We start from the raw sequence: 12364 nt of genomic DNA on the forward strand, positions 1-12364 counted from the left end.
CTGCTCAGCCTTCGGTGCGGAAACGCCCGGCCAGGGCCTCGGCGTTGCGCGCGAGCAACCCCAGATCCGAGCCGACCGCGGTGAACCGGGTGCCGGCCGCGATGTAGCGCTTGGCCAGGTCCTCGCTCGGCGTGAGGATGCCGGCATGCTTGCCGGCCTTCACGATCCGGCCGATGGCCGCCTCGATGGTCGCGACCACCTCCGGGTGACCCTGTTGGCCGAGATGGCCGAGGCTGGTGGATAGGTCGCCGGGCCCGATGAACACGCCGTCCACGCCTTCCACGGCGGCGATCGCGTCCAGATTGTCGAGGGCGCGGCGGGACTCGACCTGCACGATCACGACGATCTCAGCCTCACAGCGGGTGTGGTAGTCCGGGATGCGCCCGAACCGGGCGGCCCGGGGCGCCTGCGAGAAGCCGCGGATGCCGCGGGGCGCGTAGCGCGTCGCCGCCACGACCCGCTCGGCCTGCGCGGCATCGTCGATATTGGGGATCATCAGCGACTGGGCGCCGGCATCCAGGATGCGCTTGATGGTGATGGGGTCGTCGCTCGGCACCCGCACCACCGGGTTGGTGGCGTTCTCCATCATGGCCTGGAGCTGGAAGTAGATATCCCGCAGGTCGTTGGCGGAGTGCTCCATGTCGAGGAGCAGCCAGTCGAACCCGGCGCCGGCGACGATCTCGGTGGAGATCGGGCTCGCGAGGCTGCACCACAGGCCGATCTGCTGGCGCCCCGCGCCGAGGGCGGCCTTGAAGCGGTTGGTGAGTCGGTCCATGGCGATCCCTCTCCTGGCGGCCCCGGCCTCTGCGGGCCGTCGGGTGCCCATCAGGCGCAGCCTTTCCACCGGAGGTCAAAGCCAAAGGCTGGATCGATCGATACCGTCGGCGCATCGATCGATGCCGCGGGCGCTTGGCTCATCCAGGCCGCGGGCGCTTGGATCAGGCCGGGGGCAGCTCCGCCAGGATCGCGACCAGCCGGGCGATCAGCGGCTCGTCCGCGTCGCGCCGCCAGGCCAGGACCAGCTCGGCGGGGCGGGGGGCCGGCAGCACCAGCGGCCGGAACGCCACGCCCTCGAAGCGCAGGCGCTCGGCCGCCGCCGGCACGAGGGCGATGCCGAGGTCGGCCCGGACCAGGGCCAGGATCGAGTGGATCTGGGTCATCCACTGCACGATCCGGGGCTCCACGGCCGCCTCCGCGAGCAGGCCGAGGATCAGGTCGTGGAAGTAGCGCGCCTCGTTCGGCGCGTAGGCGATGAACGGTTCGCCGCCGAGATCGCCCGGGGCGAGATGCGCGCGCGCCGCCAGGGGATTCCCGGCCGGCAGGGCCACCACCAGGGGCTCGGCCAGCGCCCGGACCGCGATCAGGTCCGGATGGACGATGGGCGGACGCACCAGGGCCGCGTCGAGACGGCCGGCGAGGAGCTCCTCGACCTGATCCCGGCTGACCATCTCGCGCAGCGCCAGCGTGACGTCGGGCAGCGCCCGCCGGAGGGCGGTGACGAGGCGGGGCAGGACATCGTAGGCCGAGGCCGCGGTGAAGCCGAGCTTCAGCACCCCCGCGCGCCCGGCCGCGACCTGGCGGGTGACGTGCGTCGCGGTCTCGGCGAGCCGGAGGATGCGCTGCGCCTCCGGCAGGAAGCTGCGCCCGGCCGCGGTCAGCCGGACGGATCGGCTGGTGCGCTCCAGGAGCTGCACGTCGAGCACCCGCTCCAGCACCTGGATCTGCCGCGACAGGGGCGGTTGCGTCATGTTCAGCCGGGCGGCCGCACGCCCGAAATGCAGCTCCTCCGCCACGGCGGCGAAGCACCGGAGCTGGCTGAAGTCGAACATCGGATCTCCCCTGCACGCCGGGACGCGGAGGGGAGATCATAAGGCCTCTGCGCCCCTCAGTCGTTCGGCCGATAGAGGTACCGGCCTCCACCGGACCTGCGCACAGGTCCGGGGATCCCGAAGGGCCCGCGGCCCTTCGGCAGGGCTCGGGGCGCGGAGCCCCGAGGTTCGCGGGGCGCTGGTCTTACGGCGCCAACTCGTTGCCGGCGTAGTCGATCTTACCGTCGGCGCCCTTCTTCCAGGCGTAGATCACGTAGTCGGGCCGGGTGAGGTCGCCCTTCTTGTCGTACGCGATCGGGCCGACCACGGTCTCGATCGTCTTGCCCTGGTGCAGCCAGTCGGCCAGAACCTTGCCCTCTATGGAGCCGGTCTCGGCGGCGGCCTTGGCCAGCACCTGCACGGCCGCGTAGGCGTAGAGCGTGTAGGCGTCGGGATCGATGGTCTTGGCCTTGAACGCCGCGACCACGGCCTGGGCGCTCGCGTTCTTCCGGGCATCCGGCGAGAAGGTCATCAGCGTGCCCTCGGCGCCGTCGCCGGCGATCTGCACGAACTCCTTCGGGGCGAGGCCGTCGCCGCCGACCAGGGTCGCGTTCAGGCCCTGGTCGCGCATCTGGCGCAGGATCAGCCCGGCCTCGGTGTGGAAGCCGCCGTAATAGACCACGTCGACGTTGGCCGACTTCAACTTGGACACGAGCGCCGAGTAGTCCTTCTCGCCCGGGTTGACGCCCTCGAACAGCACCTCCTTGCCGCCCTTGGCCTTGAGCGTCATCTGGGTCTCCTGCGCCAGACCCTTGCCGTAGGACGACTTGTCGTGGACGAAGGCGATCCGCTTGCCCTTGAAGTGATCGGCCAGGTACGCGCCCGCCACCACGCCCTGCTGGTCGTCGCGGCCGCAGGTGCGGAAGGTGTTCCACATCCCGCGCTCGGTGAACTTCACGTTGGTGGAGGACGGGGTGACCTGGACGATGCCGGCATCGAGGCAGACGTCGGAGGCGGGGATCGACACGCTGGAGGCGAAGGCGCCCACCACCATCGTCACGCCGTCCGCGGCGAGCTTGTTGGCGATCGACACGCCCTGCTTCGGGTCGGAGGCGTCGTCGCCGTAGATCGGCTCGAACGGCCGGCCCTTGATGCCGCCGGCCTTGTTGATGTCCTCGATCGCCTGGCTGACGCCGTTCTTCACCTGCACGCCGAAAGCCGCATACGGCCCGGTCACGCCGGCCGAGACACCGATCTTGATCGGTCCACCTTTGTCCTGGGCCTGTGCAGCGCCAATCGTCAGAAGACCAACGATGGTCAACGACAGTATTTTCCTCATGACCGCCCCCGCGCTCGAAGTCCAACCCGCCCCGGCAGACCGACGCAATGTTTCGGCCAGACCCGACGACCGTGCATCGACCTGCCGCGACGCGGGCGCAAGCCTGTTTTCAACCTGCCGCGCCGTCAAGGCCGCAAGCATAGGGATGTGCCGCACGGCACTGATCTGAAACCGATCCGGACCCTGTCACGCCGCAATCGGCGCCGAACGGCGCGGGCGTAGCCCCGATCCTGGCCGGGGAAGCGGCGGGATCGATCGACCGGACGGCGGCGTCGGATCGATGATTCGTCGGACGGGCGCGACGGCCGTGCCGCGCTCAGGTCCGGAAGCCGCGCGCGGGAGCACGCACGCCCATCCCGGCAGATCGCTGCCGGGGCTCCTCCTTCGATCTCCCCGGCGCCCGGCGCCGAGGAGGCTCTGCTGTCTCGGGCGTGGCGGTTGCCTGACCGGCCGCGGCGCCTCCCGTCGGAGCCGCGGCCGACGCGATCGCGTCAGCAGCTCAGGCGGCGCCCCTCGCGACGTCCGAAGGTCCGGTAATGGGCCGCACCGGACTCCATCTGGCCGTTGGCGATGGCCCGGCGGACATCGGGGTTGCAGCGCAGATACTCGCGCTCGTCGAACCCGCCATAGGCGCGCTCGCCGTAGCCCCGGTCGCCGTAGCCGCGCTCGCCGCGATCCCGACCGCGGTCATCATCGCGGTCCCGGTCGCGGTCGCCGTAATCCCGGCCGCCATAGCCATAATCGGGTCCGCGCTGAGCGAGGGCCGGCCCGAGCGCGGACATCACGCCGAAGCCGACGGCGACCGCAGCCAAAAACGCTTTCATCGTACCTGTCTCCTCACCGAGCCTGGAAACGCGTTGGGCCCCAGATGGTTCGATCGCCCCGGAGGGGGGACGGCGCGCGCGCCGGTCCCGGCGGCCACGGCCATCCCGCGCCCCGGCCGACGGAGGCGGCGGAGACTTGGAAACGGCGGATCCGCGCGACCAGCTCACGAAGCGCCCGATACCGAGGTCGCCCCGATCGCGTTCAGGAGCCAGGCCCGCCCCGGCCTGACAATCGATGGGGAATGCAAATCACCATCTTTTTCGGACTACCGCCGCCAGAACGAAACAGATCACGGATTTATTTTCGATCAAAAGAAACAAATATCGACCCGAACTTCTAATGTAATTAAATTATAACTCGCCGACCAGAACGAACATTGATGGGATCTCGCCTCTTTGCTATGGGATTATCTTCCACGACAGAGAGTTAGACGCCGATGTCCTCCCGAGCCCTGGGATGTGCTGCGCGCGACGGTCTCGCCGGCGCGATGCTGGCGGCGACGTCCCTGGTCGCGCTGAGTCAGGCCGCGGCGGCGCAGCACGCGGTCGTCCTCGACGAGCTCTCGGTGGAATCGCATGGCGGGACCATGCGAAATTCCGGGCCGCCGCCGACCGGGACGATCGGCCAGCCGCCGGCCGCGTTCGCCGGCGGGCAGGTGGCCGGCGGCGGCCGCGTCGGGTTCCTGGGCCATCGCGGCGTGTTCGACACGCCGTTCACGCAGGCGAACTATACGGAGGCGCTGCTCCGCAACCAGCAGGCCCAGACCCTGGCCGACGTGTTCGCGAACAACCCCTCCGTCCGCGACCAGCAGCCGCCCTTCGCCTCGCAACCGAGCAGCTTCATCCGCGGCTTCTACGTCAACTCCCGCGACTACGCGTTCGACGGCCTCTACGGCATCACGAACGTGTACCGGCCGGCGGTGGAGGGGCTCGAGCGGGTCGAGATCCTGAGCGGCCCGGGGGCCTTCCTGTACGGCTTTCCGCCCTCCGGCAGCGCCGTCGGCGTCATCAACCTCGTCCCCAAACGGGCCGCCGAGACGCCGCTGACCCGCGTCACGGCGCAGTATCTCTCCACCGGCAATGCCGGCGGGACTTTTGACGTCGGCCGGCGCTTCGGGGAGGGCGATGCGGTCGGCGTCCGGATCAACGGGGCCTACCGCAACGGATCGACCCCGATCGACCACCAGAACCTGGGCCTCGGCTTCCTGTCGCTGGGGCTCGACGTCCGGGGCGAGGCCGTGAGGCTCAGCCTCGATGCCGGCTACCAGCACCTCGACCTCGACGCCGAGAGCAACAGCCTCACGGTCCTTCCGGGCGTCCGGATCCCGCGGGCGCCCAAGCTGACCCGCAACGTGCAGCAGCCCTGGGAGCGCTCGGATCTCGAGCACGGTTTCGGCGTCCTGCGCGCGGAGTACGATCTGGCCCCGGACGTGACGCTGTTCGGCGCGGTGGGCGGCTCGCTGGCGACGCGCGACTTCTTCCGGACGCAGTCGACGCTCACGGATGCCGCCGGCAGCCTGCGGCAGCAGATCCGGACCGTCTCCGCCGACAACCAGCAATGGACGGGCGAGGTCGGCCTGCGGGCCCGGATCGACACCGGGCCGGTCCGGCATTCGGTCGCCGTCGTGGCGACGCATTACGCGATGCGCGAGCCCTTCGCCACCGCGGTCGGGGCGCGGCAATTCCGGTCCGCCCTGTACGCGCCGATCCTCGTCGCCAGGCCGACCCGGCCCATGCCGAGCCCGAGCGTGACGACCCTGTCGGCGCTGGACGGGCTCGCCGTCACCGACACGGCGTCGATCCTCGACGGGCGCGTCCAGGCCATCGCGGGCGGCCGCTTCCAGGACGTGACGCGCGACCTGGCCTTGCCGAACGGCGGCTACTCGGCGCGCTACGACACATCGGGCTCGACCCCGGTCGCCGCGCTGATCGTCAAGCCGTTGGAGAACCTGTCCCTGTATGCCAGCTACGCCGAGGGGTTCGGCTTCGGGCCCAGCCCGCCCGCCACCGCGGCCAATGCCGGCACGACGTTCCCGCCGGTCAGGACCAGCCAGATCGAGACCGGGGCCAAGCTCGACCTCGACCCGGTCGGGCTCACCCTGGCGTTCTTCGAGATCGCGCAGCCCTCCGGGATCCTCGATCCCAGGACCCGGATCTTCAGCCTGAACGGCGAGCAGCGCAACCAGGGCATCGACCTGAACGTGTTCGGCGCCCCGGCCGAGGGCGTCCGCGTGCTCGGCGGACTGACGCTCCTCGACGGGCGGCTCAGCAGGACGGCCGGGGGCCTGTTCGACGGCCACGTCGCACCGGGCGTGCCGAACGCGCAGGTCAACCTCGGCGGCGAGGTGGATCTGCCGGCCTCGATCCTCGCCGGCGTGACCCTGACCGGGCGGGTGATCTACACGTCCGCACAATACTACGATCAGGCCAACACGCAGAATATCCCGGACTGGACGCGCCTCGACCTCGGCATCCGCTACAGCTTCACGGCGAACGGGACGCCGCTGACGGCCCGCTTCAACGTCGAGAACGCGGCCGGCGCCCGGTACTGGGGCTCGTCGGCCCAGGGCGCGCTCAGCTACGGCACGCCGCAGACCTTCCTGGCGTCGCTGTCGGCGGATTTCTGACCGCCCGACGAAGGCCCCCCCGCCGGCGGGGGTCGGTCACCGATTCCATGTGGTGCCTCGTCCGGTGCTCCCGGGCGTCCGCCGGCGTCGACGCACCCGCGCGTCGAAAGCATCCGCCGCCTCGGCCGACCGGAGAAGGACCCTTCCTGCAACCCTCTCACAGGTTTTCAACGAGACCTGTCGATTGATAAGCAGATCACAGCCTCAGTTATTTATAGTATCATTCATACCAATATATAATATTTTTAGGAACAATCTCGACATGAATGTTCTCAATGGGCGGAGAACTGGTCTCTATTACACTGTAATAGTTATAAGTAAGATGAAATAGTTTCAAGTCTACGTTGCTTTACCTTCGGACGCGCGTTACGGCCGGACCCTATCATCATCGAACGGCCCAGTTTAATGCTCGACACAGCTTTAATATCTTGCACTTCTGACGATCAAAACCGTGTCGATCGATTGCAGACCGCGCGCAATCGCTTCGTACAAGCCTTGCTGACGGCCGTATCCCTGGCTGTGCTTTGCCCCGCCGCGATGGCACAGCCCGCGATGCTGCTCGACGAACTCTCGGTTGAGGCCCGCGGCGGAACCGCACCGAATGCCGGTTCGCCGCCGCCGGGCGGCACGATCGGCCAGCCGCCGGCCGCGTTCGCCGGCGGGCAGGTGGCCGGCGGCGGCCGTGCCGGCTTCCTCGGCAATCGCAGCGTGTTCGACCTGCCGTTCACGCAATCGAACTACACCGCGAAACTGATCCGCGACCAGCAGGCCCAGACCGTCGGCGACGTCCTGGCGAACAACGCCTCCGTCCGCGAACAACAGCCGCCCTTCGGCTCACAACAGAATCTCTTCATCCGCGGATTCGTCGTGATCTCAAGAGATACGGCATTCGACGGCCTGTACGGCATCGCGAGCGTCTACCGGCCGGCGATCGAGGGCATCGAGCGCGTCGAGGTCCTGAGCGGGCCCGGCTCCTTCCTGTACGGCTTCCCGCCCTCGGGCAGCGCCGTGGGCGTGGTCAACCTGGTCCCCAAGCGCGCCGCCGAGACGCCCCTGACGCGCGTCACGGCGCAGTACCTCTCGCGCGGCAATGTCGGCGGGACGTTCGATGTCGGCCGCCGCTTCGGAGAGGGCAACGCCGTCGGCGTCCGGATCAACGGCGTCTACCGCGACGGGCCCACCCCGATCGATCGGCAGAACCAGAACCTCGGCGCCCTGACGCTGGGCCTCGATTTCCGTGGCGACGCGCTCCGGCTCAGCCTCGATGCCGGCTATCAGCACCTCGACCTGGACGCCCAGAGCGCGGGCCTCGCCGTCCTCCCGGGGGTCCGGATCCCGCGGGCGCCGCGCCTCAGCCTCAACGTGCAGCAACCGTGGGAGCGCTGGGATATCGATCAGGGCTTCGGTGTCCTGCGGGCCGAATACGACCTCACGCCGGACATCACGCTGTTCGGCGCCGTCGGCGGCTCGACGACCAAACGCGACTTCTTCACCACGCGCGGCACCATCACGCGCGCATCGGGCGCGCTGTCGCAGCAGACCACGACCATATCCGTCGAGAACGGCCAGTGGTCGGGCGAGGCCGGCCTGAGGGGCCGCTTCCAGACCGGCCCGGTCGACCATGCGGTTGCGGTCGTCGCCACGCATTACGAGGCCCGTGAGCCGTCCGCGTCCACGCCCGGCCCGCGATTCCTGTCGGCACTCTACACCCCGGCGATCGTCGCACGACCGTTCCGGCCGACGCCGCAGCTTCAGCTGACGACCCAATCCGGGTTGGACGGCCTGGCCGTCACCGACACCGCATCCGTCCTCGACGGGCGCATCCAACTCATCGCCGGCGGACGCTTCCAGAACGCGCAACGTGACACGATCCTGCCGACCGGCCGGTTCTCGTCGCGCTACGACAAGTCGGCCTCGACCCCGGTGGCGGCGCTGATCGTCAAGCCGTGGGACAGGCTGTCGCTCTACGCCAGCTACGCGGAAGGGTTCGGCTTCGGGCCGGATGTCCCCGACCTCGCGCGCAATGCCGGAACGGTGTTCCCGCCCGTGGTGACCAGCCAGATCGAGACGGGGGCTAAGCTCGATCTCGACCCGGTCGGGCTCACCCTGGCGTTCTTCGAAATCACGCAGCCATCCGGGATCCTCGATCCGAAGACGCTGATTTTCGGACTGAACGGCGAGCAGCGCAACCAGGGCATCGACCTGAACGTCTTCGGCGCGCCGGCGGACGGGATCCGCGTGCTGGGCGGCCTCACGCTGTCGGATGGTCGGCTGGTGAAGACGGAGGCGGGCCGCTTCGACGGCCACGTGGCGCCCGGCGTGCCCACCGTGCAGGCCAACCTCGGCGGCGAGGTGGATCTGCCGGCCTGGATGCTGCGCGGGGTGACCCTGACCGGGCGCGTGATCTACACGTCCGCCCAGTACTACGATCAGGCCAACACCCAGAGGATCCCGGACTGGACGCGCCTGGACTTCGGCGTCCGCTACAGCTTCACGGCGAACGGGACGCCGCTGACGGCCCGCTTCAACGTCCAGAACGCGGCCGGCGCACGGTACTGGGGTTCCGCAGGATCGAGCGTGCTGACCTACGGCATGCCGCGGACGTTCCTGGCGTCGCTGTCGGCGGATTTCTGATGGCAAGCTGGGCCCCCGCCGACGCGTCTGCCGGCGGGGGCCGGTCGATCGACTACATGCGGTGCATCATGTCCCGACGCATCATGCGGTGGCGCATGTCGCGGCGCATCATGCGACGCTCCATGTGACGCCGCATCATCCGGCGCTCCATGTGGCGACGCTCCATGCGGCGCTCCATCCGGTCCATCTGGACGGTCGAGACGATGTCGGCCGGCGCGGCGACGGCGCCGGGACCGATCGGGGCGGCGGAAGCCGGGGACGCGACGGCGGCGCCGAAGGCGGCGAGCAGAGCCGCGGTGATGATCGTGGTGCGCAAAGGACGTTTCCTCTCATGCCGCCATCGAGGGCGGTTGTTTTCCGTAGAGCCGTGAGAGGAGCAAATCCTTCCCGGTCCCAGCTCAGCAAGCTGCAGGCCGCCGAGATGGTTCCGTGACGGATCGGGTCGGGGGTGCCTCCGGCCCCCCGCTCGCGAGGTCGTGACAGGCAGGGGCCCGGCGCGCGGCCGCCCGACCGTCGCCGGAGGCTCCGCGCCGCGCGCCCCAGGCAGGCCGGTCAGACGTCCAGGCGCGGCACGGCGCCGGGGGGCGGCGCCGGAGGCGTCACGCCGGTCGCCCCCGGATCGCCGTGGTGCCGGCCATTCAGCTCGGACGGGACGGGACGGGGGAGTTCCAGGGTCGGGAGCGCGATGCTCTTCGGGTCTCCGAGCAAGGTGATCTGCTTGACCGTGACGGCTTGCCGGCCGCGCATCAGCGGGTTCTGGCGCACGTAGCTGATGAATTCCTCGGCCGCCCGCAGCTTTGACTTGTTCTGCTCGGCCTCTTGCGCCCGGATCCGCTCGGCCTCCGCCTCCCGGATCTTCGCCTCCTTGGCCTGGTGCTGCAGTTCCAGCGAGGCGAAAGCAAGTCCCGTGGCCGCGCGGTCGAAGACAGAGCTCGCGCGCAATGTCGGCCGGGAGAATAGAATATAAACGCTGTTGGCGACCAAGAAAGCGGCCACCAAAAACACGCCGAGATCGGCGACGTGCCCACTCACAGTCCAGAAGACCAGCACGACAGCCAACGATAGGACCGAGAGTCCGAGAAGAACGTATCGCAACGCCGACATGATATAGCCTAAATTCATTTTTTGAATCGAATTGGGATGATTTATAAAGGTTTCGATTCTGAAAGGCAAATCTATCGGGGCTTTGCGTAGTTCGCAGGCCCCGGCCTCCGTCCATCCCCGCTCGGAGACGGGAGACGGGGCGCAAAGCGCAGGACCGGCCGGGTCGGACCTCCCCGCCGCTCGGCGGCGCCGGCGCCGTGGAAGCCCCCGGCCGATGCGTTGGACCGGCGCGAACGGGAACCCGGGCAGGGCGCGGCACTCCCGGAGACCCGGATCGGCCGGCGGATCGGCTGGGTCCGGCCGCGTTCGGCATGCGCCGCCTGGAGCGCGCGCTGGTGCCCTGGAAGGGCAAGGCCTGACGCGTCCCCCGCCCGCCCCGATGGGGAACGACCGGGCGATCGCGCGGCTGCGGCGGACCGGGCGCAGCTGTTGCCATTGTGCTCTATTCGACCGACGATTTCTGGTACATCCGGATCGGTACGGTGCGCCGATCCAGTAAACGGCCTAGCGCAGACGTGCGATACGGATATCGGGGGATATCTTGCTGGAAAACTCCGACGATATCGTCTCAGAGGCGGCCCTGATCGCGGCGCTGGAAGCCTCCGGCGGGGTCGGCTTCTGGATGTGGGACATCGTCACCGACGACGCGCGGGCCGATCCGGTCACCGCGCTGCTGTTCAACATCAGCCCGGCCCGGTCGCGCGCCGGGGTCAGCCTCTCGGAGATCCTGAAGGCGGTCTACCACGCGGATCAGGGGCACATCTCCCAGGTCATCCTGGACTGCGTGCAATCCGGCGGCTCGTACACCGCCGAGTACCGGGTCTGCTCCCCGGAGGGCCGGCTGCGCTGGGTGTTCACCCGCGGCCACTTCTACCTGGACGAACTCGGCCGCCCGCTGTCCGGACGGGGCGTCGTCGTCGAGATCTCGGACAGCAAGTCCGCCGGCACCGCCTTCGCGACGCGGGACGGGAGCACGATCGAGGACGCCCTGAACAAGACCGCCGACCTGTGCCTGTCCCTGCACAACGCCGTCTCGGACCTCGGCGACACCCGCATCGTCGCCCTGACCGAAACCCTGCTGCTCGAGATCGGCCGGCAGCTGGCGGACCGGCAGCGATCCCCGTCGAACCCGTCCATGCATTGAACGCGGGCTTACGCGGGGCGGCACCGCGTCCCTTCGCGCTCACGGGCTGGGGGCAGGCCGCGTGGCTGACCTCGTCTTATCGAGCCGACATCCATTTCGACCGCTTGCACAACCTGGATGCCTGGTACCGCCGCGTGCGCGGACGCCCGGCGGTTCAGACGGCGCTTCGGGCGGAGGGGCTGAGGTGAGGCCGGCGGTGCGGCGCCCGCGGCCCGGCCGGAGCGGGCGCAGCGTGCGATCTTCCCGGCCGGAACTTGGCCATGCGGGACCGGGGTTGCCCGGATGAACGGATCAGCACGATCCAGCCTCCATCGCGAGACACCCGCATGACCCTCGATACACGTTCGATCTACGTCACGGCCCTGAAGAACACCCACGCCGTCGAGATGCAGGCCCTGCAGATCATGGAGCGGCAGGTCGAGCGCCTGGAGCGCTACCCGGAGATGGAGCAGGCCCTGCGCCGGCACATCGAGGAGACGCACGGCCAGCGCCAGCGCCTGGAGGAGGCGCTGCAGAGCCTCGGCGACAGCCCCTCGGCGCTCAAGGAGGGGTTCCTGGGCTTCGTCGGCAACATGATGGCGCTCGGCCACACGCCGGCCCAGGACGAGATCCTGAAGAACACCTACGCCAACCACGCCTTCGAGAACTTCGAGATCGCGGCCTACGAGTCGCTGCTGACGATCGCCGATGCGGCCGGCCAGCAGGCGCATCGGACCGGCTTCCAGCAATCGCTGAAGGAGGAGCAGGGCATGGCCGAGGCGGTGCGGTCGCTGATCAAGCCGACCACCGAGCGCTACCTCGCGCTGACCACGGCCGGCGAGAAGGCCGACCGCTGACGATCCGGACCGCGGCCGGCCTCGCAGGGGCCGGCCGCAGACGCGCAA

The 12364-nt window shown here is 69.2% G+C and carries 11 protein-coding genes; 5 read left to right on the plus strand and 6 right to left on the minus strand.

Annotated features, from left to right (window positions below; translation table 11 throughout):
* Positions 1–4: 4 nt before the first annotated feature.
* The 3 genes from MFF40_RS03320 to MFF40_RS03330 all read right to left on the minus strand — a co-directional run bounded on the left by MFF40_RS03320 (position 5) and on the right by MFF40_RS03330 (position 3147).
* Complete coding sequence (locus MFF40_RS03320; RefSeq protein ID WP_147856228.1) at positions 5–775, minus strand: HpcH/HpaI aldolase family protein; 771 nt, start codon at positions 773–775, stop codon at positions 5–7.
* A 163-nt stretch (positions 776–938) separates the two neighbouring features.
* Positions 939–1829, minus strand: coding sequence for a LysR family transcriptional regulator (locus MFF40_RS03325; RefSeq protein WP_147897999.1), 891 nt, complete (start codon positions 1827–1829; stop codon positions 939–941).
* 184 nt (positions 1830–2013) lie between these two features.
* Positions 2014–3147 carry a branched-chain amino acid ABC transporter substrate-binding protein gene (locus tag MFF40_RS03330; protein WP_238259666.1) on the minus strand — a complete coding sequence of 378 codons (1134 nt, stop codon included), beginning with the start codon at positions 3145–3147 and terminating at the stop codon, positions 2014–2016.
* Between MFF40_RS03330 and MFF40_RS03335 the strand changes: the two genes are divergently transcribed.
* On the plus strand, positions 3122–3316 hold the full coding sequence (locus MFF40_RS03335) for a hypothetical protein (RefSeq protein ID WP_238259787.1): 195 nt from the start codon (positions 3122–3124) through the stop codon (positions 3314–3316). The two genes, MFF40_RS03330 and MFF40_RS03335, sit on opposite strands and share 26 nt — an antisense overlap.
* Before the next feature lie 322 nt (positions 3317–3638).
* On the opposite strand, the gene MFF40_RS03340 is transcribed toward MFF40_RS03335, so the two are convergent.
* Positions 3639–3971, minus strand: coding sequence for a hypothetical protein (locus tag MFF40_RS03340; protein ID WP_147857839.1), 333 nt, complete (start codon positions 3969–3971; stop codon positions 3639–3641).
* 437 nt (positions 3972–4408) lie between these two features.
* On the opposite strand from MFF40_RS03340, the gene MFF40_RS03345 reads away from it, so the two are divergent.
* Positions 4409–6598: a TonB-dependent receptor gene (locus MFF40_RS03345; protein ID WP_238259669.1), complete on the plus strand. Its 2190-nt coding sequence runs from the start codon at positions 4409–4411 to the stop codon at positions 6596–6598.
* A gap of 537 nt (positions 6599–7135) precedes the next feature.
* Entirely contained in the window at positions 7136–9232 is a 2097-nt protein-coding gene (locus MFF40_RS03350) for a TonB-dependent receptor (protein ID WP_238259671.1), read from the plus strand.
* Between the two features lie 52 nt (positions 9233–9284).
* Here the strand turns inward: MFF40_RS03350 and MFF40_RS03355 are convergent, their stop codons facing one another.
* Both MFF40_RS03355 and MFF40_RS03360 read right to left on the minus strand, forming a co-directional pair.
* Entirely contained in the window at positions 9285–9548 is a 264-nt protein-coding gene (locus tag MFF40_RS03355) for a hypothetical protein (RefSeq protein WP_147899237.1), read from the minus strand.
* Between the two features lie 236 nt (positions 9549–9784).
* Positions 9785–10405: a hypothetical protein gene (locus MFF40_RS03360; RefSeq protein WP_238259672.1), complete on the minus strand. Its 621-nt coding sequence runs from the start codon at positions 10403–10405 to the stop codon at positions 9785–9787.
* Between the two features lie 472 nt (positions 10406–10877).
* Here MFF40_RS03360 and MFF40_RS03365 point away from each other — a divergent pair, with 472 nt between their 5' ends.
* A complete protein-coding gene (locus MFF40_RS03365) occupies positions 10878–11480 on the plus strand; it encodes a PAS domain-containing protein (RefSeq protein WP_238259674.1) in 603 nt (200 codons plus the stop codon).
* Positions 11481–11806: 326 nt separating this feature from the next.
* Entirely contained in the window at positions 11807–12316 is a 510-nt protein-coding gene (locus MFF40_RS03370; protein ID WP_147899239.1) for a ferritin-like domain-containing protein, read from the plus strand.
* The last annotated feature ends 48 nt before the right edge of the window (positions 12317–12364 follow it).

Origin of the sequence: Methylobacterium mesophilicum, from assembly GCF_022179445.1 — a bacterium.
Taxonomy (GTDB): domain Bacteria; phylum Pseudomonadota; class Alphaproteobacteria; order Rhizobiales; family Beijerinckiaceae; genus Methylobacterium; species Methylobacterium mesophilicum.

What these genes read in the sequence shown, in the direction of transcription:
- MFF40_RS03320 (WP_147856228.1), bottom strand. Translation starts at nt 775, where the DNA reads ATGGACCGACTCACCAACCGCTTCAAGGCCGCCCTCGGCGCGGGGCGC.
- MFF40_RS03325 (WP_147897999.1), bottom strand. Translation starts at nt 1,829, where the DNA reads ATGTTCGACTTCAGCCAGCTCCGGTGCTTCGCCGCCGTGGCGGAGGAG.
- MFF40_RS03335 (WP_238259787.1), top strand. Translation starts at nt 3,122, where the DNA reads ATGGTCAACGACAGTATTTTCCTCATGACCGCCCCCGCGCTCGAAGTC.
- MFF40_RS03330 (WP_238259666.1), bottom strand. Translation starts at nt 3,147, where the DNA reads ATGAGGAAAATACTGTCGTTGACCATCGTTGGTCTTCTGACGATTGGC.
- MFF40_RS03340 (WP_147857839.1), bottom strand. Translation starts at nt 3,971, where the DNA reads ATGAAAGCGTTTTTGGCTGCGGTCGCCGTCGGCTTCGGCGTGATGTCC.
- MFF40_RS03345 (WP_238259669.1), top strand. Translation starts at nt 4,409, where the DNA reads ATGTCCTCCCGAGCCCTGGGATGTGCTGCGCGCGACGGTCTCGCCGGC.
- MFF40_RS03350 (WP_238259671.1), top strand. Translation starts at nt 7,136, where the DNA reads ATGGCACAGCCCGCGATGCTGCTCGACGAACTCTCGGTTGAGGCCCGC.
- MFF40_RS03370 (WP_147899239.1), top strand. Translation starts at nt 11,807, where the DNA reads ATGACCCTCGATACACGTTCGATCTACGTCACGGCCCTGAAGAACACC.